Raw genomic sequence first — 22,924 nt, forward strand, 5'->3', positions numbered from 1 at the left:
ACGCACATGGTGCTTAGCGGCCCTTATTTACCTTGGCCTTACTCAACAAGTACACAACGTTTCAAAGGAGAACTTTCGACTCGTAATAAATAATAAATTGACAGAACTATAGCCTTTGAAGAAATATAAATTACCGATCAAAATTGGATGGTATTCTCCGCCTTTTAAAATTGATAAAAAATCCTGCTTAACGTAAGGATTTTTTTGTTTTGGGACTATATTGCAATAAAATTCTTCGCCATTTGATTTCTTTAGATACCCATACTCCTCTACCAGCGCTTCAGGATTTTCTGGAATCCAATAAGTGGCTGAATCCAAATGAAAAAATTAGTGCAGTTTCAAAACCAGGAGAAGGCAACATGAATGTTGTACTTCGTGTAAAATCGAATCAGCGTTCTTTTATATTAAAGCAATCACGACCATATGTACAGAAATACCAGCAGATAGAAGCTCCTCTCGACCGGATAGAGGTGGAATATAAGTTTTATAAAGCAATACAGGGGGCTGCCATTGCGGATCATATCCCTGCTATCTTAGCCTTTGATCAGGAGAACTACCTAATTCAAATGGAAGATCTGGGACAGTGTGAGGACATGACTTTTTGTTACGGGGAACGCAGGATTTCCCTGCCTGCTCTGGAAAAACTTGTAGGCATCTCAGAAATTATTCACAACGCGGTTAATGTAGAAAATTTTCCTGAAAACAGAATCCTGAGGCAATTAAATCATCAGCATATTTTTGTGCTTCCCTTTATGGAAGACAACGGATTTCAGTTAAATGATATCCAGGAAGGCTTGCAGGAATTATCACTCCCATATAAAAAGGATGCAGCCATAAAAACAGTTGTCAATAAACTTGGCGACATGTACCTTTCCAAAGGAAATGTATTAATCCATGGCGACTATTATCCCGGTAGCTGGATGCAACTGGAAAATGAGGTGTATATTATAGATCCCGAATTTAGTTTTATTGGTTTTAGGGAGTTTGACCTGGGCGTTATGACGGCACACCTGCTTATGGCTACAATGGATGATTCCTCTTTAGCCACAGTAATGGAACTCTATAAAGGAGAAGCAAGTAATAGTCTTGTTTCCCAGGTAGCTGGTATTGAAATTATGCGGCGTTTAATTGGCCTGGCACAGCTACCATTGCAACGAACTATCGAGGAAAAAGACTATCTTTTACATCTTGCCAGAAAAATGATATTAGTATGAAATATAATTTTTTTATTATCGCCTTGTTATTGTCTGTGATCATCTTATCATGCAAGGATCGGAAGGCAGACATTGATATCCCTGAACCTAAGAAATCTGCTTACGCCCAGGATTCTCTTATCTTAAATAAGGAAGAATTATACGATAAGATTTTAGGAGCACTTGTTGGTTCTGCCATAGGTGATGCCATGGGAGCGTCTACTGAAATGTGGCACAGGTCTGACATTCAGCATAAATATGGGTACATTACCGGGCTTACCCCTGCAGAACGCATACAATCTCCTGAAGGAACCTGGGAACATAACCTGAATGCCGGCGCTACTACTGATGATACCCGATGGAAGTACTTTATGGTTTCATATTTTGACACCTATTCACACGAACTAGATGCGAAACATTTTGCAAAATTTATTACAGATTACTATCAATCTATAGCTTCCAGGCTGGGTGATAAGGAAATTTTAGCTTCTCCTGATGCCCTGGACGCCAGGTTAGAAAAGGTAGACTGGATTAAAGAATGGGCCCGGGTGGCACTGGCCTACCAGAAAGGCACAGAGGAGTATCTGGAGGCTCAAAACAGGTTTTATGGGGGAGAAATGTCCTGCGCAGGGATGTTATACACCCCCATGTTTGGTTTGATAGAGCCTAATCCGGAGACAGCATATCTTAAAGCTTACAAACATTCAATTTTTGATCTTGGATACGCTAAGGATATTTCGGGGCTGGTAGCAGCGATGACCCAAATGGCCATGCGAACCACAGATATAGATTCCATACTTAATACTGCCATTTTTATTGATCCTATGCGTTATCAGGACAGTAGGCTGGTAGGCCGTATTTCCTATAACACAGCAAACGCGACCAGAAAATATGTAAACCTGTCCCGGGAAATCATGATATCAGATTCTCTAACATTGACAGATTCATTGGAGATAAAAATTCCCGATCATTTTAACGGCTCTAAGACGGATTGGGCACAACAGGAATTTGTTTACGCATTATTGGAAAAAGACGAAAAGGCCATCCCTTTTCATGCAGGTGAAATCTGGCAAATTATGATTGCCGGATTGGCCTACGGGGAAGGTGATTTTGTTAAGAGCATTCAGTTTATTGTAAATTACGGGCGAGACAATGATACTGTCGCTGCAGTGGCCGGAATGATCCTGGGGGCAAAGGATGGTTATTCGAATTTACCTTTAGAATTACGCACCGAAGTACTTCGTGTAAACAAAGAGCAATTGGGTATTGATCTGGAAGAACTTGCTTCCAGGATGGTTGGAACAATGTTGCCTGAAACCGTAAATGTGAACTAAAATGGCGGTCAATAATTTTATACATGAAGATTTTTTATTGCAGACCCCTTTTGCCAGCCGGCTTTACCACGATTATGCAAAAGATCTGCCAATAATTGATTACCACAATCATTTGTCGCCTGAGAAAATAGCAGAAGATTTTCAATTTGATAACATCTCCCAGGTATGGCTGAACGGAGACCATTATAAATGGAGAGCTATGCGGACTCTTGGTATTGAAGAAAAATATATTACCGGAAATGCCACAGATCAGGAAAAATTTGTAAAGTGGGGAGAGACTGTTCCATATACGGTTAGAAATCCTTTGTACCATTGGACCCACCTCGAATTAAAGCGTTATTTTAATATTGATGTGCTCCTGGATCAAAATAATGCACAAAATATTTATAATACGTGCACTGAACAATTACAACTTCCCACATATAGTACCCTCGGTCTATTGGAACAGATGAACGTTGAAGTGGTTTGCACAACTGATGATCCTTTGGATACACTTGAATATCATAAAAAAGCCAGACAGAACAAGGGTCTAAGATTGTTGCCGGCATTTCGGCCGGATAAAGCCTATGCCGTTGAAAATACCACCGCTTTCCTTAAATATTTAGGCCAATTGGAAGAAGTTGCCAATGCTTCTATTCATTCATATACGGACCTTCTGTCCGCCTTGGAATCAAGAATAAATTACTTTCATGAAAATGGCTGCAGATTGGCAGATCACGGCTTGGATTACCTCCCTTTTTTCAAAAATGAAACATTTGATAGCTCCAAAATCTTTAAAAAATTAAAAAATGGGGAGTCCCTTAATCCGCATGAGGTAGCCTATTTTAAATCTGAAGTATTAAAATTTCTTGCCAAATGCTACCATAAAAATGGATGGGTACAACAATTTCATCTCGGTGCCCTCAGAAATAATAATCAAAGGATGCTTCAACGGTTGGGGCCGGACACAGGGTTTGATTCTATAGGGGATTTTTCGCAGGCCGTGTCCCTGAGTAACTTCCTGGATACCCTGGATAGTACAAACCAACTTGCCAAAACAATTATTTACAATTTAAACCCGGCTGACAATGAAGTTATTGCTGCTATGGTTGGTAATTTTAATGATGGAAGCGTCAAGGGTAAAATTCAATTTGGTTCTGCCTGGTGGTTTTTAGATCAGAAAGACGGCATGGAAAAACAATTGAACTCGCTTTCCAATATTAGCCTGCTTAGTTGTTTTATTGGGATGTTAACAGATTCTCGCAGTTTTCTTTCATTTCCAAGACATGAATATTTTAGGAGAGTACTCTGCAATCTTATCGGTAAAGACGTTGCAAATGGAGAATTACCGGAAGATGAAAAATGGTTGGGTCAGATTGTATCAGATATCTGTTACCACAATGCAAAGGCTTATTTTCCATTTTAGTTTGGGAAGTACTTTAATAATTTCACTTTCTTAAGTTATATTTGGAAAGATTAATCGGGTTCCGGGAATCTTAGTATTTGCCATTCCCAAATCGAAATATTCTTAACATCCTATCATGTCTGAATTGTTTTCTGTAGACGACAAAATTATTGTAATTAGTGGTGCAACCGGTGTATTAGGTTCGGCCATGACAGCCTATCTGGCAGGGCAAGGTGCCAGGGTAGTTGCGCTGGGCAGGAATCCTGATAAAGTAAATTCGCTAATCGAGGGAATAAAGAATACCCGACACAAAGTATTTCCACTGATTGCGGATGTGACAAATAACCAGGATTTAAATCGGGCAAAATTCGAACTTGAAAATGAATTTGAAAAAATAGATGTCCTGGTTAACCTGGCAGGCGGGAATATGGCCGGGGCAGTAATTACTCCGGAGCAGACCATATTGGATGCCAGGATAGATGAATTAAATAAAGTTATGGAACTGAATTATATGGGTTCCTTCCTCCCAATAAAAACATTCCTGCCCTTATTTCTAAAAGATTTAAAAGGAAGTATTATTAATATTTCTTCCATGGCCGCTCAAAGGCCCATAACCCGGGTTTTGGGTTACGGTTCTGCAAAGGCCGCTATTGATAACCTGACCAAATGGCTGGCTGTCGAATTTTGTAATAAACACAGTGCAGAGTTAAGAGTTAATGCTATTGCTCCCGGTTTCTTTTTAACCGAACAAAACCGAAATTTACTTACAGAGGCAGACGGCAAATTAACAAAACGAGGCAGACAAATTATTGAGAATACCCCTATGGGCAGATTTGGTAATCCCGATGAACTCTTTGGGGTACTGCAATGGCTTAGCAGCGATGCCTCAAAATTTGTAACCGGGACAATTATTCCGGTAGATGGCGGATTTAATGCATATTCGGGCGTATGAAGACAATGGAACAAACAATGAGATGGTACGGGCCTAATGACCCTGTAACCTTAAGTGATATAAGACAGGCAGGAGCAACTGGCATTGTAACAGCTTTGCATGAAATTCCAAATGGAGCGGTATGGACTAAAGAGGCCATACAAAACCGAAAACGTCTTATAGAAAATGCGGGACTCAGATGGTCTGTTGTAGAAAGTGTTCCCGTTCATGAATTTATTAAGAGGCGGAGTGAAAATTTCAAGGAACTTATAGAGAACTACAAATTAACTATCAAAAATCTTGCCTCCGAAGACATAAACATTATCTGCTACAATTTTATGCCCATATTAGATTGGATACGCACAGAATTGGATCATAAACTGCCAAACGGAGCAAGAACACTAAATTTTGAAATGAGAGCCCTGGCCGCCTTCGACTGTTTTATTTTAAAGCGACAGGGTGCTAAAGAATCTTATCCTCCGGATATCATCAAAAAAGCCGAAACCTATTATCAGGGTTTGGGTGCTTTAGAAATTGATAAACTCAAAAGAACCATTTTAGACAATCTTCCCGGGGCAGAGATAGGCTATACACTGGAGGAGTTTCAGAAAGCATTAGATAGTTACCAAAATATTGATGCCCCAACTTTGGAAAAAAACCTGCATCTTTTTCTAAATGAAGTACTTCCTGCGGCTGAAGAAAACAATGTTTTTCTCGCTATACATCCGGATGATCCACCTTATCCGATACTCGGTCTGCCAAGAATTATGAGCACGGCGGCGGACATAAAGCGAATCCTATCGGAAAACAACAGCCCTAATAATGGGATTACATTTTGTACCGGTTCCCTCGGCGTAAGAGAAGATAATAACCTGGTACAAATCATAAAGGACTATGGAGATCATATTCATTTTGTTCATCTTAGAAGTACCAGAAGGGATGCGGATGGCAACTTTTATGAGGCCTGCCACTTAGAAGGTGATGTTCCCATGTATGGCGTGGTGAAGGAACTCCTTCAATTGCAGGAGAAAAGAAACAAACAATTACCTATGCGCCCGGATCATGGACAGCAATTGTTAAACGACCTGGATATTAAGACAAATCCTGGCTATTCCGGAATAGGGCGTTTAAAAGGCCTCGCGGAATTGCGAGGGCTTATGTATGGAATCTTAAATGAAAATGCCTGAATCCCTACCAGATAGATTCTGCCCTGTTTACCTCTAATGCATTAATTGTCAAAACTGAGGAAGAGGAATTCTTGAAAATAAGATTTGTATACGATTCATTAGGAAATATTTGTGAAGTCATTACATATTGCCCGTTATTTATAAACACTTCTATTGAAGACCAATCCATCAAAATCCGCACTTCGAATTCCCCATCAGGCAAGTTCCTGATCGGCATTTTCTGAACACTTTTTGCAAACTCTTCTTTAAACGCGGTTTTGCCCGACTTAGTTCGATCTAATAAAAACAATTCCTGATCCCCGTCTAAGGTCAATACCAGTTCCTCGTCTAAACTATTATTATAAGAAATTTCAAAATTTCGATTCATGGTTTTAAACCTTATTTCGGATTGATTATAATTGTCAAAAGCGACAGTTTCCGACTCACCCGCTGCCAATTCAAGGTCCTTTTTAAATTCCGATTTAAAGACGGTTCCAAAATCATCCAGGGGGTAATTGGCCAATTCATATGAATTGCCCACTTTAATAAGTGATAACTTTCTTGGAACGGTCATAGCACTTCTCCATTCCTTTGTTGGCGTGTCTCTTGCATAGGCCCAGTTGCTCATCCATCCGATAAATATCCGCTGGTCATTTGGTTCATTGTTATAAGTAATCCCTGCATAATTATCCGTTCCCCAATCTATCCATTTTTCGGCCTGTTGATTTGAGGTAAATGTGGTCCCGTCAAAATCACCAATAAAATATTGGGTCCCGCTACCGCCGTTTGGTGCCCCTGGATTTATACTAATAATAAGCACCCATTTTTCCTCTTCTGAGCCAGATACTTTGAGTGGAAACAGATCGGGGCATTCCCAGACACCTCCATGCGCCCCTGATTCCTTTCCAAATTCACTTAGATAGGCCCAGGAAATTAGGTCGTCAGACCTGTAAAGTTGTGCATGGTCACCTGCGACCAATACAAGGATCCAACTTTGAGTTGGTTCATTCCAGAAAACTTTGGGATCTCTAAAATCCCTAATACCCTCATTTCCCAGAACCGGATTATCCTGATATTTAGTCCACGATTCCCCATTGTCCAGGCTATACGCTATCCCTTGAGTCTGGAAATCGTTCGAACCATCTTTTTCCTTGTTTATATCATGATAAGTGAAAATAGCCACCAGAGGAGGGTTGTCCAGAGTGCCCAGACCGGACGTATTATTTTTATCAAGAACAGCACTGCCCGAAAAAATATAACCATTTTCATCCGGAAATAAAGCAATAGGCTTATGTTCCCAAAATATCAGGTCCTTGCTTGTAGCATGACCCCAATGCATTGGTCCCCAAACAATATCTTCAGGATAATACTGATAGAAAAGATGATATATTCCGTCGTTATAAACCAGTCCATTAGGATCATTCATCCACATCTCTGTTGGTGTGAAATGGAATTGTGGCCTGTAAGGCTCTTTAAAAAAAGTGGTTTCTGGTATAGACGCTATTTCTGTGTTTTTTTCTTCTTCTTTGCTTTTACAGGAAGAAAATGAAAAAAATAATACGCTCAGAAGACTAAATAGGATATAATTTCTCATCACAAACAGTTGATTTTTATAAAAATACATTTTATTTATTGGACCCGAAAACCACCTTAAGATAGGATAAATTTTTGCCCAAATGAGTATCTTTACACCTGGATATAATTCGTAGCGATGCCTCTTTTTATCAAATGTTCATGTTTCTTTTTTCTCCTATTCTCGGCTAATGCACAATCATCTATAGACCAGGCTCTTGATTGGTATAATAACGAGAGTGTCCCTTACATTTCTGTTACTGAATTACAAAATTTAAAAAACCAACTTATTTTAGACACAAGAGAATGGGAAGAATATGAGGTAAGTCATTTAAAAAATGCCGTCTGGATAGGTTATGATGATTTTAAATTGGCAGATGTGGTAACGAAATATCCTGATAAAAATTTAAATATTGTGGTTTATTGTTCTATAGGGGTCAGATCTGAGAATATTGGCGAAGAACTTTTAGAATCTGGCTATTTCAATACGAAGAATTTATATGGGGGTATTTTTGAATGGACCAATGAGGGGTATCCTGTTTATAATACCAAGGGTGAAAAAACCAAAAAAGTACACGCATATGGTAAGTTATGGGGGAAATATCTGACCAAGGCAGAAAAAGTATATTAGGATTAATTCATATATGAAGTTGGAAGAAAATAAAGACCGATTACTACTTATTTTTACTAGAAACCCCAAATTAGGAAAGTGTAAGAAAAGATTGGCGGCGGTTATAGGAGATCAGGCGGCATTGGATATTTATATGATCTTATTGCAGCATACGGCTGAGATTACAAAAGACCTTAATTGTTCAAAAGAAGTTTATTATTCAGAAGAAATACCCGAAAATGATTTATGGGATAAAGACAATTACGCAAAACAGTTGCAAGAAGGTAATGATTTGGGAGAACGAATGTATAATGGATTTAAGTCTGGATTTCAAAAGGGTTATCAAAAGATTATCATTATAGGCAGTGATATTTATGACTTAAATAGTGAAACCATTGAAGCAGGTTTTAATAGTTTGGAAAATTCTGATTTTGTAATAGGTCCGGCAGCAGATGGAGGTTACTATCTCCTGGGAATGAAGACATTGAACAAGGAGATATTCTTAAACAAGAATTGGGGCACAGAAACCGTCCTGGAAGATACCCTTAATAACTTAAATCATAAAAAGGTAAAACTGTTGCAAATCAAAAATGATATTGATGTCTACGAAGATTTAAAAGAGTTTGATGTTTTTGAATCCTTTGTAAAAATTTGAGCCTATGACCAAAAAACAGCTTGAAGAATCATCCCTTTACCTCACAAATAAAGGCTTTGAAAGTCCTGAAATAGGGATTATACTGGGTACAGGACTTGGCAGATTGGTAGACCATATAGAATCTGGTGTTGTAGCCCATTACCATAACATTCCATTTTTCCCTTTGGCTACCGTTGAATTTCATAGTGGTAAGCTTATTTATGGCACACTCGAAAATAAAAAAGTAGTGGTTATGCAAGGTCGTTTTCATGTTTACGAGGGTTATGAGTTTGATGATGTTACCTATCCTATAAGGGTCATGCACGAATTGGGAATAAAAAAGTTGTTCATCTCCAATGCCGCCGGGGCTATTAACCTCAACTATAAAAAAGGTGATATCATGCTTATCGAAGATCATATTAACCTTCAGGGGGGATCGCCTTTGGCATTCAAAAATGTTGCCAATTTTGGGGTGCGTTTTGTGGATATGAGCCAACCTTATGATATTGAAATGTGTGAAAAAATTAAAGGAATTGCAGTCCGCGAAAGTATTACATTACATACCGGCGTATATGCTTCGGTGGTTGGACCTCAATTAGAGACAAGAGCCGAATATCGAATGCTAAAAACTATTGGGGCAGATGCCGTTGGTATGAGTACGGTGCCCGAAGTAATTGTGGCTAAGCATTTAAATCTCCCTGTTGTAGCGGTGTCCGTACTTACTGATGAATGCGATCCCGACAATCTGCAGCCCGTACATATTGACGAAATAATTAAGGTCGCAGAAGAAACCGAACCCAAAATGATAAAATTATTTATGGAATTAATAAGGGAATTATGAGTTATACCGCTATTACATTAAATGGCTATAGTCCAATTACTAAAACTATGTGCACCGTAGTTATTCATGGGAGACATAAATATCTATTCGCGAAGTAATTATGATTTGATGTAAGGTTTAAACTACTAATTCAACTAAAGTTTTAAAATAAACAATGCTCCAAATAAATTTCCTCCTTTTATGCTGTCTTTTCCAGCCGATTTCACTCTTGCAGGACTCATTGGTTTTAGATCCAATCTCCAGTGAACAGATATGCGGAGAAGCAGACCACAAAAGCTGGGACAGATTGCTGCATAGCTTTGTTGACGAGAAAGGCAACGTAGACTATTTAGGTTTTAAAAAGGAATCAGAAACTCTAAACCGGTACTTAGAGCAATTGGGTAGTAATACGGTAAATGAAAACTGGGCCAGAGAAAAAAAACTGGCATACTATATAAATCTTTACAATGCCGCCACAGTTAAACTAATTTTGGATAATTATCCTTTGGCCAGCATAAGAGATATAAATAACCCCTGGGACAAGGCGTGGATCAAATATGGCGGAAAATTCATTTCATTAGGAGAAATAGAGCATCAGATCCTAAGAAAGATGAATGAACCCCGAATTCATTTTGCGATCAACTGTGCCTCATATTCATGTCCAAAATTACTAAACGAAGCCTATACGGAAGGAAAGTTGGATAAACAATTGGAAAAGGCTTCAAAAGACTTTGTAAATGACCCCAGCCGAAATAAAATATCTGAAAATAAAGTAGCATTGTCCAAAATCTTCAAATGGTATAAAAAAGATTTTGAAAATAACGGTTCCTTAATAGTTTATTTGAGCCAATATTTAAAAACACCCATTAATCCTGATGCGAAAATTGAATATCTTAAATACAATTGGAGTTTAAATGAAATTAAATAATAAGCCCTCAATAAGCATTATTATTCCTGTTCTGAATGAAGAGGGCTATATAGTTAAGCTTATAGATTATATTCTGAAAAATGGAAGTTCTTCAAATATAAAAGAGATTCTTGTAGTAGATGGAGGCAGTACTGATGGAACGATGGAGGCCGCTTCAAAATTTGATACCGTTGTACTCAGTTCTGAAAAAGGTCGCGCAAAACAGATGAATTATGCCGCTAAACATGCCGCAGGTGATATTCTGTACTTTCTGCACGTAGACACTTTTCCTCCAAAAAACTTTGACAAGATAATCGTAGATGCCATTCAAAAAGGTGGTGAAGCCGGATGTTTTAGGATGAAATTTGATAGCAATAGCCGTTTTTTGAGTTTCTTTTCCTGGTTTAGCAGAATAAATCATAGGATATGTAGAGGTGGAGATCAATCCCTTTTTATCACCAAGGCATTATTCCATACTTCTGGTGGCTATGATGAAAGTTACAAAATATATGAAGATAACGAATTCACAAGCCGTCTCTACGAGCTTACTAATTTTAAGATCCTTCCAGATAAAGTGCAAACCTCAGCGCGTAAATATGAGCAAATAGGGAAGCTAAAACTTCAATTCTACTTTGGAATAATTCATCTTAAGAATTATTTCGGGGCAGATCCCGAACAGTTATACCGCTACTATAAAAGAAAAATTTCTACCTAATTTATTCCGCGGATTTGCAGTTAGCTATTTCGTCTCGTAGTCCAGGATTACCCCTTCTGAAATCCATTTTGCCAAAGCCTGTCTGTTATCGTAATCCAATATCCGTTTTTGGTCCTTTTTATTGCGAATATTACCAATTTCTATAAACGTCATTGCAGGCAAGGTTTTCTTAACCAGGTATAGATTGCTCCGGTCTTCAAAAGTTCCCGAATAGCTTCGGTTGGGTTGGTACTTTTTGTATTTCTTTTTAAATGTATTGTGAATGCTTTCAGCAAGTTTTTTACCATTACTACTTTTCTCGTGGTAATAGAAAAAAACATCAATATTTTGTCCTTTACTACGACTATCGACATGAGTAACCACGAGGCGTTGATGTTTACCTTTATGCTTCAGATATAATTTATTTACGGCATCTACACGTTGCTCAAGCCTGTCTTTTTGGTCCAAAGGAATGATCTGGTCAGGTAAGATTAACTCATCCTTATCCATTTCCAGAATTCGTTCATCGCGAATACCGTCATCGGGATCACGTACTATAACATAAACCTGTGCCCCATGGGAAAGTAATTCTCTTGCCAACCTTAGGGTCACGTCGTAAGCATATTCGTCTTCTGAAATGGATTTCCCGGCGTATTGGGTCATAGCACCTGGATCAGGACCCCCATGTCCTGATATCAAATAATATACTGTGCCTTTTAAACGCTCGCTTTTACCAGTTACCTCGGCATATTTCTCTCCAAAAATATCATAGGAAATCCCTTTTACAGAATTTTTTATTCCTGCAACTTTGGTATCTTCTTTAACTATTTCCAGACTATCTCCTGTTGTTTTAGGAATGACATAGGCCATTCCTTCATACAAATGCAGACTATCCCTAAGTCTTGGCAGGTTAAGAGCAATAAAATCATCATAGGTGATATAAGGGTCAACTCCCTGCTTGCGAAGCAATGAATAAATACCATCCCCTTTTTCAGCAACAACTGATTTCAGGGAATCCTGTGCCACCAAAGTTAAGAGTGGGAACCATAGGAGTATTAAAAGTGGTTTTATAAGATTCTGTGGCACAATAATCAATTTTTACAAAGATTATCAAAAATGTTGCCAAATTGCAAGTACATCCGAATAGAAAAAATGGAATAAAATATGGTGATCAATTAGATTGATAAAACAATTTAATGATTTCTTCGGCAGGTTTATTCTGAGGCGTGAATCTGTTGTCCATTCCCCCTCCTGCTTTTTCGTGATTAAGAAACCACTTCCAAACGAACCCCCCTGCAAACCAGTCTTCCTGCCAAAACTCCTCAAAAATAGCTCTCTTGGCATTTACCTGAGCTTCGAGGTTTACACCTTCCTCATTTCGATCAACTAGCCATGGTTTTTTTGCAGTATAATCCATACTTCGATATCCAAATTCTGTAAAAAGTACCGGGCGAGAAGTTTTTTTTGAAAGAGCAGCAATATTCTCTTTCCAGGGTTTCCAACCCGTCTTTAACTGCTCTACCGTTGGGGTTTTGGCATCAGATAAAGGAAAATACGCATCTATGCCTATATAGTCAAGAGATTCCCAAAAGGGGGTTCGTTTGTATTCATCCCAGTTTGAAGCATAGGTTAATTTACCTTTATAAATCTTTCGGATTTTTACAATTAAATCTTCCCAATACTTTGGCCTGTTCATCACAAATTGCTCCAGTTCTGTACCAATACAAAGAATTTCAGCCTTAGTATCCTGGGCTAATTTGGCATAAGTAAGCATAAATTTATCATAGGATGCCTCCAGAATCTTCCAGTCTTCTTCTTTTTCCATCTTTAGGCCTCCTGTAAATTCCCCACGCCATATCCAGATTTGGGGCTTTACCATCACTTTAACATTGTTTGCCCGCAATAATTCAATGTACTGTTTAGCACCACCCTGGGTTTCGCCATACCATTGGCGGTCCGTATCAAAAATTATTTCCGGACTTGAAATATCTCTTATAAAACCAAATGGCATTACGGCTGCATGATCCGCGTGAATATTCAGGAAAGCATCTACATGCTCCTGGACGGCTTTATCCCTGGAAGCAACAAAACTAATTCCATTAATCTTATTTACCGATTGGCTGTTACAAGACAGTTGAAGAACTAGCAATATTAAAAACCCGAATCTCTTCATATTTGATATATAAGGACATTTACAAAATTAAGGTAATAAATCTTGATGTAAATTTAAAGAGGGTGTTAAGTTATTATCTTTATATTCGACATAATGCCTATCAACCTTAAACAACATGGAAAATATTGTAATTATTGGGAATGGAGTTGCAGGTGTAACCGCCGCAAGACATATCCGTAAAAACTCGAATAAGAGAATTATAATAATTTCTGCTGAAACCGATTATTTCTTTTCCAGAACAGCATTGATGTATGTTTATATGGGTCATATGAAATTTGAACATATAAAGCCTTATGAAGACTGGTTTTGGGAGAAAAACAGGATTGAACTCCTGCGGGGCTATGTCAGTAAAGTAGATCATGAGAAAAAAGAACTGCATATTGAGGACGCCCAAATATTAAAATACGATAAGTTAATTCTGGCTACAGGGTCAAAACCCAATAAATTTGGTTGGCCCGGACAGGATCTGCACGGGGTACAGGGTTTGTATTCCAAACAAGATCTCGATTTATTAGAAATTAATGCCCCCAATAAAGAAGTTTGCAAACGTGCTGTTATTGTTGGTGGTGGATTAATTGGGATTGAATTGGCTGAAATGCTTCGAAGCAGAGAAATTCCAGTTACTTTTCTAGTCCGGGAAAAGAGTTTTTGGAATGTGGTGCTCCCGGATGGAGAATCTGAGATGCTGAATGAACACATTCTGGATCATCATATAGATCTGCGTCTGGAGACGAATTTGACTGAAATTCTGGCCGATGATAGCGGCAGGGTGAAGGCCATTACGACAGATAAGGGTGAAACCATTGAATGTCAAATGGTAGGATTAACTCCCGGTGTTTCGCCTAATGTCTCATTTTTAAACGACTCCGGAATTGAGTTGGGTAGAGGAATTAAGGTAAACCGATTTCTTGAAACTAACATAAAAGATATTTATGCCATAGGAGACTGTGCAGAACAACATGAGCCCATTGGTAATCGCAGACCTATTGAAGCTGTTTGGTATACAGGCCGTATGATGGGAGAAACAGTTGCCCAGTCTATTTGCGGAAACAGGACAGAATACAAACCGGGATACTGGTTTAATTCCGCCAAATTTCTGGACATAGAATACCAAACTTATGGGTGGGTTTTTAGTAGCAACGGCAGAAAAGAACATGAACAACATTTTCATTGGCGACACTCCAAAGAAAAAATATGTCTGACAATTGCTTTTCATAAAGAAACCAGGAAATTTCTAGGAATAAATACTTTTGGAATTCGCCTCCGCCACGAGATCTTCAATAAATGGCTAAATGAAGGACGAGATGTTATGCATGTGATTAAATATCTTAAAGATGCCAATTTTGATCCTGAATTCTATGCAGTGTATGAAAATGAAATTGCAGCTGAGTTCAATTTAAAATTTGGTACAGATATTAAGCCTGAAAAGAAAAACTGGAAACGAATTTTTGCACTCGAATGAGTCGTTTAACTATGGGATTTTTAAAAACTTAATAAAACTGAAATAAAGAATGAGCATTGCGGATAAAAGTATGGCACTAACAGGAGAACCGCCTGCGGCTTTGAGTCGATTTCAAAAATTAGCCGTTTTATTGGGATTATCAGGTCTTTTTATTGTTCTGCTTGCCGGTTTTAATGTAGACTTTCCCAATAAAGGAATTTGGCTGAGCATTTCCCTCACGGCAATTTTTATCGGAGTATTTTGGTTTACAAAAGAGGCATATGCTCTAAAACTGAAGGGCATAAAAAATGACGGTGTTTGGTTTAAATCAATATCTTCTAAAGGACTATGGGCCTGGATAACCGGAATTACGCTTACAGGATTCTATATAGTCCTTTACTTTTTCCCGGAATTCCTGGGGCTGGTGAAGAATGGTACAAATACGGGTATAATTGCACTATTTGACCCACTAAGCAAATTATTGAGCGGTAATCCGGCCAGCCAGTGGTTTGTTTACGGATCACTATATACCGTTGCTATTCTGGCTTTCGGAATTAAATTTATTTGGAAATACAGACATAACAGATACGAAATCATTCGTACCATAAGTGTTATGTTCTTTCAAACAGCTTTTGCATTCATCATTCCCGAAATAATGGCCAGATTAAATGGCAATCTCCCATATTATGATCTGAAGAATATATGGCCGTTAAACTATTATAATTTTGAGAGATACCGTATCAACGCATTTATAGATTCAGGAGATATTGGCATGGCTATGCTCCTATTCGGTGTATTGTCCGTTTTTGTGATCTCCCCTATTCTGACTTATAAATATGGTAAACGTTGGTACTGTTCATGGGTTTGCGGTTGCGGTGGATTGGCCGAAACAGCGGGAGATTCATTTAGACAGTTAAGCGACAAAAGTTTATCGGCTTGGAAAGTTGAGCGCTGGGTGGTTCATAGTGTTGTGGTTTTTGTTACTCTAATGACTACAGCAGTAATTTATTCTTATCTGGGCAACGATACCAGCAAATATTGGTTGACTAAAAATTATTTTCTTATTGGTGTAGCCCTGTTATTGACCTTGATTTTCGTTCTGGTTATGGTATTCAAAAGAGAGCAATTTCAAAAAGATGCCCGTTATGGTGCTATTGGATATTTCGCGATAATTATGGCCCTTATTGGTTTTCACTACCTCAGTGGAGATGGCAACGTATTCCTTTTTAAATCTGAAACTTTAAGGAAATCATACGGATTTCTCATTGGCAGTATTTTTTCGGGGGTTATTGGCACAGGTTTCTATCCTATTTTTGGCAACCGGGTCTGGTGTCGCTTTGGGTGCCCTATGGCCGCAATTTTAGGTTTTCAACAACGCTTGTTTTCAAGGTTCAGAATAACAACTAACGGTGGCCAGTGCATATCATGCGGCAATTGTTCTACGTATTGTGAAATGGGCATCGATGTGCGTGCTTATGCTCAGAAAGGCGAAAACATAGTACGCTCAAGCTGTGTTGGTTGCGGCATATGTTCTGCAGTTTGTCCGCGAGGTGTTTTGAAACTTGAGAATGGCCCATTAAAAGGCCGTATTGATGGTAATGAGGTCTTGTTGGGCAATGACGTAGATTTAATGACTCTCGTAAACCAAAAATAGATATTACCTGGTATCGTTAACTTTAATACTGTCTTTAAGTCTTATTTTTTTATTCTTTCATATTGTTTGTACTTCTAATGTTCTCATTAAGAAAATGGAACTAAAAAGAATTATTTCAGGTATCGATGGTGCCATAAATAGTGATATTTTTGCACCGCATAAGCCGAAGAATATTTCTTCCTGGCGAGAAATGACCGAAATAAATAATAGACGTGGAGAATAATAAATCTTTTTGGAAGGTATGACAGATATCAAGGTCATAATCCCGGCTTATAATGAAGCAAATTCCATTGCAAAGGTCATTCAGGAAATCCCGGCTATAGTTTCTGAAATAATTGTTGTAAACAATAACTCATCGGATGATACGGCAATAAACGCAACAAGAGCAGGAGCTACGGTACTAAATGAAACTCGAAAAGGCTATGGATATGCCTGCCTCCGAGGAATGGATTATATCGCAAAGAAGTCCAGGAAGCCCAATATTATCGTATTTATCGACGGAGACTATTCAGATTACCCGGAAGAACTAAACAAAATTGTAAAACCTATTCTGGAGGAAAATGTGGATATGGTGATTGGGGCAAGAACAAAAGCGTTAAGAGAGGATGGCTCTATGACCCCGCAGCAAATTTTTGGCAATAAATTGGCCACATTTTTAATGAAGTTGTTTTTTGGGTCAACATTTACAGATTTAGGACCTTTTAGGGCAATTAAATACGAGAAGCTTTTAGAGCTGGAAATGGAAGACAAAACCTATGGCTGGACCATAGAAATGCAGCTAAAAGCACTTAAAAATAAAATGTCATATGTCGAAATACCAGTGCATTACAAGAAAAGAATTGGTGTTTCTAAGGTGTCAGGCACAGTAAAAGGTAGTATATTTGCAGGCGTAAAAATATTGGGTTGGATTTTTAAATACAGTTTAAAATAATATGGGACTAACAATTGCTTACATCATTATTGGGATTTACAGCACATCCTTGTTACTGATCTTTTTTTACAGTCTGGCACAATTGAACCTTTTGGTCAATTATTTAGGGAATAAGAAGATAAATGAGGTTGCTCCTAAATACAATTTACTGGACGCAAAGGAGATTCCCTTTGTCACTATTCAGCTACCAATATACAATGAAGAATACGTTGTGGAACGCTTGCTGGAAAATATTTCCAAAATGGAATACCCTAAAAGCAAACTTGAAATTCAGGTTTTAGACGACTCCACAGATAAATTAACGGTTGAAGAAACAGCAGGAAGAATTAAAGCGCTGCAGGAAACCGGATTAGACATTCAGCACATTCGAAGAGAAAACAGGACAGGTTATAAGGCAGGAGCCCTTAAAGAGGGGCTAAAAATAGCAAAAGGTGATTTCATAGCTATATTTGATGCCGATTTTCTTCCGGAATACGACTGGTTAAAGAAAACAGTTATTTATTTTAAAGATGAGGAAATAGGTGTTGTTCAAACCAGGTGGGGACATATTAACAGAGACTATTCCACGCTTACAAAAATTCAGGCTTTTGCACTCGATGCACATTTTACACTTGAACAGGTTGGAAGAAATGCAAAAGGTCACTTTATTAATTTTAACGGAACAGCAGGTATCTGGAGAAAGGAATGTATTCTTGATGCAGGAAACTGGGAAGGCGATACCTTAACCGAAGACCTGGACCTCAGCTACAGAGCCCAGTTAAAAAACTGGAAATTCAAATACCTTGAAGATGTCGAAACCCCGGCTGAACTTCCCGTAGTTATCAGCGCTGCAAGATCACAACAATTCAGATGGAATAAAGGTGGTGCAGAAAACTTTAGAAAAACCGTATGGAGTGTTATTACTTCTAAGAATATTTCATTCAAAACCAAATTTCACGGGGTAATGCACCTGTTAAACAGTTCCATGTTCCTCTTTGTTTTTATAGTAGCCTTGTTGAGTATTCCAATGCTATATATAAAGAACATGTATGGCCATTTAGGTTGGATATTTGAAGTAACCAGCTTTTTTATATTAAGTACGGTCATATTATTCATATGCTATTGGTTCACCTATAAAAGTATACAAGGGAGTAGTTTTGATAATTTTGTGGATTATATAAAACTTTTCTTTACATTTTTCTCCGTAGCTCTGGGCTTCTCCTTGCACAATACCGTTGCTGTTCTTGAAGGACATATGGGAAAAAGAAGTGAATTTGTACGAACGCCAAAATTCAATATCAATAATCTAACAGACAGTTGGAAGGGTAATAAATATCTGGCTAAAAAGATATCGCCCAATATGATTCTTGAGTTTGGCCTGATGATCTATTTCCTTTTTGGAATGTATAGTGCTATTCCTTTAAATGATTTTGGTTTGTTTCCTTTTCATTTTATGTTGTTCCTCGGATTCGGTTTTGTCGCTCTTAAATCGCTATCTGCTCAAACCTAAGCACTTAATATTAGCTTAAATCATAGAGGGTACAGGGATATCTTTAAACTTTTTTATTGGCACATTTATACGACATTTAAGTGCTTGAAAATTATCAATTTTTGTGTACTTTGTAGAGACCAAACTATAAAGACCAATGGCTTCAAGGATTTCCTCCTATTGGAATCTCCATAAATTTACAATTCTAATGGTATTGGCAAGCCTCTTGTTCTATACCAGCTTCGCGTATGACCTTGTGCGAACAGATTTCATAAAGCTTATCAGCCTTTTTTTTGCTCTCTTTTTCCTCTGTTATAAACTGATTCAATTTGAAAAGTGGAATTTTAATTTTCTGCTGATTTCCGGTATTCTTTTTCGTTTGATTTTTCTTTTGGTCGAACCAAACTTGTCTCAGGATTTCTATAGATTTATCTGGGATGGTGAATTAGTCCTCTCCGGTATAAATCCGTATTTACAGACACCTGATACTATTATGGAAAATGGCGGAATACTTTTGGCCAATGCTCAGGAATTGCATAGCGGCATGGGCTCTTTAAGCGCCAGACATTTTAGTAATTATCCGCCTTTAAATCAACTGCTGTTTGCTATTTCTGCCTTTTTGGGAGGGAAGAGTATTATGGGATCTTTAATAGCCATGAGATCTATCATTATACTGGCCGATATTGGCATCTATTATTTTGGGAAGAAATTACTGCGGTACCTAAACAGATCACCATATCTTATTTTTTGGTATTTTTTAAATCCCCTGGTAATTATAGAACTTACAGGTAATCTCCATTTTGAAGGGGTGATGCTATTTTTCTTTATTTGGGGCTTGTGTTTAATTACGCTAAATAAGTGGTTGTTTGCAGCTATCGCATTTGCATGTTCCATTTCAGTGAAGCTCGTACCCTTAATGTTCCTTCCTTTGTTTATTACCTATTTTGGATTTAGGAAAAGTCTGAAATTTTATATGGTGCTGGGATTGGTTATTTTAATAGGTGTTTTGCCATTTTACTCATCCGAATTCCTTAACAATTATACGAATACAGTTGGCTTGTGGTTTTCTAATTTTGAATTCAATGCCGGTATCTACAATTTAATTAAGCAGATCGCGATTAAATTTGATGCAAAACCATGGGAGCTAATTAAAATCTATGGGAAATTAGTTCCTTACATAATGATAGGTTTTGTGTTGTTACTGACTTTTTTAAGGGATAATAAAAAAATGCCAATCCTGATAAGTTCTATGTTATGGGTACTCGTACTTTATTACTTCCTGTCCTCGACGGTACATCCGTGGTATATAATTTTCCTAGTAGGGTTGTCCGTTTTTACAGATTACCGTTTCCCACTGGCCTGGTCAGTAGTGATCATTTTAAGTTATTCTGCCTATGAAAACCCTGAATTCAAAGAGAATCTTGGGTTTCTATTTATTGAATATTTCGTAGTATTTGGATTTATGATTTACGAAATATTTAAATCGAAAGGTCTAAAATTGCTAATTCGTAAAAATTAGAACGCAAATTATGATAGTTCAATTTAATTTGTACATTTGATCTGCAATGAAAAAATGCATAAACATAACTTTACCTCTTTGGAATTCTATTCCCGTACGCTCCTTTGTACGTCCACGCCCGTAAGGGTGTATTTCTTTCTTGGAAATAGGTGAGTCCATTTCCGCACAATCAGATCAACTATTTTTTACCATTTAAAAAAAAAGCTAGCAATGGAAATATTAATTGCTAACGAATCGCACTTTAAATACGCCAAAATAATTAGTGACACTATTGCCGAATCGGCTAATGTGAGAGGAACCGGTATTGCCCAACGAACACCTGAATATATAATCAAACGGTTGGAAAATGGGAATGCTGTCATTGCTTTGGATGGTGATAATTTTGCTGGATTCTGTTATATAGAAGTATGGGGACACCAAAAATTCGTAGCCAATTCAGGGCTTATTGTTCATCCTGATTACAGAAATCAAGGCCTTGCGAAAAAAATTAAAAAAGCAATTTTTGAACTTTCCCTGAAAAAGTTCCCGGAAGCTAAAATTTTTGGAATTACAACGGGTCTTGCTGTAATGAAAATGAATTACGAATTAGGATATAAACCCGTTACCTTTTCAGAATTAACCAATGATCCGGCCTTTTGGAAAGGATGCCAAACATGTAAAAATTTTGATGTACTCACCAGAACCGATCAAAAAATGTGCCTGTGCACCGGTATGTTATATGACCCCGCACTGGCCGTAGCCAAAAAAGAAAAGCTAAATGATAAGGCGTTTAAAAGGCTTAAAACAATTAAAGAGCAATTATTTCTTAAAAGAAAGAACAAATGAAAAAATTAGTTTTGGCTTACAGTGGTGGACTTGATACTTCTTACTGCGCCAAATATTTATCCCAGGAAGAAGGCTTTGAAGTACATGCAGTAAGTGTCAATACCGGTGGGTTTTCCGGAGAAGAAATTGCACTTATTAAAGAAAAAGCCCTTCAGTTAGGCGCTACCAGCTATACTTCTATTGATGCACTGGAACATTTTTATGAAAAGGTGGTAAAGTACCTTATCTATGGTAATGTGTTAAGAAATAATACCTATCCCTTATCCGTAAGTGCCGAAAGAATAGTTCAGGCTATCGAAATTGTGAACCATGCTAAAAAAATAGGAGCTGAGTATATTGCTCATGGGAGTACCGGTGCTGGTAATGATCAGGTAAGGTTTGATATGATTTTCCAGATTCTCGCGCCTGATATCAAAATTATTACTCCAATAAGAGATAAAAGTTTGTCCAGAGAAGCTGAGATTAAATACCTGCAGGAAAATGGAATTGATTATTCCTGGGAGAAAGCCAAATATTCAATAAACAAAGGATTATGGGGTACTTCGGTAGGTGGCGACGAAACGCTTACCTCCAATTTGCCCTTACCCGAGTCTGCATTCCCTTCACAATTAATTGCAACAGATCCAAAAGATGTTAAACTGGGCTTTTTTAAAGGTGAATTAGTTTCTGTCAACGGTCAAAAGGGCACTCCTGTTCAAAATATAATTACCCTCGATGCTATAGCCTCCGAATATGCGATAGGAAGGGATATACATGTAGGTGATACCATCATAGGCATAAAAGGAAGAGTAGGATTTGAAGCTGCGGCATCACTTATCATTATTAAAGCTCATCATTTGTTGGAAAAACACACGCTTAGCAAATGGCAGCAATTTCAAAAAGAGCAACTGGGTAATTTTTACGGAATGCTCTTACATGAAGGCAATTATCTGGATGAAGTAATGAGGAACATAGAAGCATTTTTAAGCGATACCCAAAGAAATGTCTCCGGGGAGGTTTCAGTAAGCTTACACCCTTATCGATTTGAATTGAACGGCGTTAACTCCGGGAATGATTTAATGAATGCCTCTTTTGGTAATTACGGAGAAACAAATAAAGCCTGGACGGCAAATGACGCTAAAGGCTTTATTAAAATTCTATCAAATCCGGGAAAAATAGCTAATCAAATAACTCAAAATGATGATTAGAGCAGGTATTATTGGAGGGTCTGGATATACGGGGGGGGAGCTTATCAGACTTTTGCAAAATCATCCCCAGGTCACCGTAGATTTCGTATACAGTACAACAAAAGCAGGCAAAAAAATTAGTGGGACCCATACAGATTTATTAGGCACTTTGGATTTGGCTTTTACAGATTCGGTGAATGCGGAAGTTGATATCCTTTTCCTTTGTTTGGGCCACGGAAATTCCAAAAGCTTTTTACACAACCATTCTTTTTCTCCCAAAACAAGAATTATTGATTTAAGCAACGATTTCAGATTAAAGCAAGATGCCTCATTCGATGGAAATGAATTTGTGTATGGTCTTCCCGAATTAAACAAAACCGCCATAAGCAGCGCCAGATATATTGCCAATCCGGGTTGTTTTGCTACCTGTATTCAATTAGCTTTACTCCCACTGGCCAATGCACAAATGTTGAACTCTGATGTACATGTGAATGCGGTAACC

At 37.9% G+C, this 22,924-nt stretch carries 21 protein-coding genes and 1 pseudogene; 19 read left to right on the forward strand and 3 right to left on the reverse strand.

Annotated features, from left to right (window positions below; translation table 11 throughout):
• The first annotated feature begins 242 nt into the window (after positions 1-242).
• The 5 genes from WBM60_RS18065 (at position 243) to uxuA (ending at position 6,029) form a co-directional block, all read left to right on the forward strand.
• On the forward strand, positions 243-1,214 hold the full coding sequence (locus WBM60_RS18065; RefSeq protein WP_424261426.1) for a phosphotransferase: 972 nt from the start codon (positions 243-245) through the stop codon (positions 1,212-1,214).
• On the forward strand, positions 1,211-2,527 hold the full coding sequence (locus tag WBM60_RS18070) for an ADP-ribosylglycohydrolase family protein (RefSeq protein WP_424261428.1): 1,317 nt from the start codon (positions 1,211-1,213) through the stop codon (positions 2,525-2,527). Before WBM60_RS18065 ends, WBM60_RS18070 begins: the two co-directional genes overlap by 4 nt.
• 1 nt (position 2,528) lies before the next feature.
• Entirely contained in the window at positions 2,529-3,932 is a 1,404-nt protein-coding gene (gene uxaC, locus WBM60_RS18075) for a glucuronate isomerase (RefSeq protein WP_424261430.1), read from the forward strand.
• Between the two features lie 115 nt (positions 3,933-4,047).
• Entirely contained in the window at positions 4,048-4,863 is an 816-nt protein-coding gene (locus WBM60_RS18080; RefSeq protein WP_424261432.1) for an SDR family oxidoreductase, read from the forward strand.
• A 5-nt stretch (positions 4,864-4,868) separates the two neighbouring features.
• Entirely contained in the window at positions 4,869-6,029 is a 1,161-nt protein-coding gene (gene uxuA, locus WBM60_RS18085) for a mannonate dehydratase (protein ID WP_424261460.1), read from the forward strand.
• Positions 6,030-6,033: 4 nt separating this feature from the next.
• Here the strand turns inward: uxuA and WBM60_RS18090 are convergent, their stop codons facing one another.
• Positions 6,034-7,602, reverse strand: coding sequence for a glycoside hydrolase family 32 protein (locus WBM60_RS18090; protein WP_424261434.1), 1,569 nt, complete (start codon positions 7,600-7,602; stop codon positions 6,034-6,036).
• Positions 7,603-7,719: 117 nt separating this feature from the next.
• Here WBM60_RS18090 and WBM60_RS18095 point away from each other — a divergent pair, with 117 nt between their 5' ends.
• From WBM60_RS18095 to WBM60_RS18115, 5 genes are all read left to right on the forward strand, one after another.
• Positions 7,720-8,211 carry a rhodanese-like domain-containing protein gene (locus WBM60_RS18095; protein WP_424261436.1) on the forward strand — a complete coding sequence of 164 codons (492 nt, stop codon included), beginning with the start codon at positions 7,720-7,722 and terminating at the stop codon, positions 8,209-8,211.
• A gap of 13 nt (positions 8,212-8,224) precedes the next feature.
• Positions 8,225-8,845, forward strand: coding sequence for a TIGR04282 family arsenosugar biosynthesis glycosyltransferase (locus WBM60_RS18100; RefSeq protein WP_424261438.1), 621 nt, complete (start codon positions 8,225-8,227; stop codon positions 8,843-8,845).
• A gap of 4 nt (positions 8,846-8,849) precedes the next feature.
• Positions 8,850-9,665: a purine-nucleoside phosphorylase gene (locus WBM60_RS18105; RefSeq protein WP_424261440.1), complete on the forward strand. Its 816-nt coding sequence runs from the start codon at positions 8,850-8,852 to the stop codon at positions 9,663-9,665.
• Between the two features lie 154 nt (positions 9,666-9,819).
• The gene (locus tag WBM60_RS18110; RefSeq protein WP_424261442.1) at positions 9,820-10,572 is read left to right on the forward strand and encodes a DUF547 domain-containing protein; all 753 of its coding nucleotides are present in this window, start codon (positions 9,820-9,822) and stop codon (positions 10,570-10,572) included.
• Entirely contained in the window at positions 10,559-11,266 is a 708-nt protein-coding gene (locus tag WBM60_RS18115; RefSeq protein ID WP_424261444.1) for a TIGR04283 family arsenosugar biosynthesis glycosyltransferase, read from the forward strand. Before WBM60_RS18110 ends, WBM60_RS18115 begins: the two co-directional genes overlap by 14 nt.
• A 24-nt stretch (positions 11,267-11,290) precedes the next feature.
• On the opposite strand, the gene WBM60_RS18120 is transcribed toward WBM60_RS18115, so the two are convergent.
• Together WBM60_RS18120 and WBM60_RS18125 are read right to left on the reverse strand one after the other, a co-directional pair.
• Positions 11,291-12,331: an N-acetylmuramoyl-L-alanine amidase family protein gene (locus tag WBM60_RS18120; RefSeq protein WP_424261446.1), complete on the reverse strand. Its 1,041-nt coding sequence runs from the start codon at positions 12,329-12,331 to the stop codon at positions 11,291-11,293.
• Between the two features lie 85 nt (positions 12,332-12,416).
• On the reverse strand, positions 12,417-13,418 hold the full coding sequence (locus tag WBM60_RS18125) for a glycoside hydrolase family 113 (RefSeq protein WP_424261448.1): 1,002 nt from the start codon (positions 13,416-13,418) through the stop codon (positions 12,417-12,419).
• A gap of 115 nt (positions 13,419-13,533) precedes the next feature.
• Between WBM60_RS18125 and WBM60_RS18130 the strand changes: the two genes are divergently transcribed.
• The 9 genes and pseudogenes from WBM60_RS18130 to WBM60_RS18170 form a co-directional block, all read left to right on the forward strand.
• Positions 13,534-14,880 (forward strand): NAD(P)/FAD-dependent oxidoreductase, encoded by a 1,347-nt coding sequence (locus WBM60_RS18130; protein ID WP_424261450.1) that lies wholly within the window; start codon positions 13,534-13,536, stop codon positions 14,878-14,880.
• 49 nt (positions 14,881-14,929) lie between these two features.
• Complete coding sequence (locus tag WBM60_RS18135) at positions 14,930-16,513, forward strand: 4Fe-4S binding protein (RefSeq protein WP_424278266.1); 1,584 nt, start codon at positions 14,930-14,932, stop codon at positions 16,511-16,513.
• A gap of 94 nt (positions 16,514-16,607) precedes the next feature.
• The gene (locus WBM60_RS18140) at positions 16,608-16,736 is read left to right on the forward strand and encodes a hypothetical protein (protein WP_424261454.1); all 129 of its coding nucleotides are present in this window, start codon (positions 16,608-16,610) and stop codon (positions 16,734-16,736) included.
• A gap of 18 nt (positions 16,737-16,754) precedes the next feature.
• Entirely contained in the window at positions 16,755-17,444 is a 690-nt protein-coding gene (locus WBM60_RS18145) for a glycosyltransferase family 2 protein (protein ID WP_424261456.1), read from the forward strand.
• 1 nt (position 17,445) lies between these two features.
• The gene (locus WBM60_RS18150; protein ID WP_299158158.1) at positions 17,446-18,933 is read left to right on the forward strand and encodes a cellulose synthase family protein; all 1,488 of its coding nucleotides are present in this window, start codon (positions 17,446-17,448) and stop codon (positions 18,931-18,933) included.
• A gap of 136 nt (positions 18,934-19,069) precedes the next feature.
• Positions 19,070-20,431: a mannosyltransferase gene (locus WBM60_RS18155; protein WP_424259789.1), complete on the forward strand. Its 1,362-nt coding sequence runs from the start codon at positions 19,070-19,072 to the stop codon at positions 20,429-20,431.
• Between the two features lie 210 nt (positions 20,432-20,641).
• Positions 20,642-21,256, forward strand: coding sequence for a GNAT family N-acetyltransferase (locus tag WBM60_RS18160; RefSeq protein WP_424259788.1), 615 nt, complete (start codon positions 20,642-20,644; stop codon positions 21,254-21,256).
• A complete protein-coding gene (locus WBM60_RS18165; protein WP_424277006.1) occupies positions 21,253-22,443 on the forward strand; it encodes an argininosuccinate synthase in 1,191 nt (396 codons plus the stop codon). The genes WBM60_RS18160 and WBM60_RS18165 overlap by 4 nt, the downstream gene beginning before the upstream one ends.
• Positions 22,436-22,924 (forward strand): annotated as a pseudogene (locus tag WBM60_RS18170) (N-acetyl-gamma-glutamyl-phosphate reductase); the annotation flags it as partial. The gene WBM60_RS18165 and the pseudogene WBM60_RS18170, both read left to right, overlap by 8 nt.

Origin of the sequence: Eudoraea sp. (assembly GCF_049669105.1) — a bacterium.
In the GTDB taxonomy this organism is placed as follows: domain Bacteria; phylum Bacteroidota; class Bacteroidia; order Flavobacteriales; family Flavobacteriaceae; genus Eudoraea.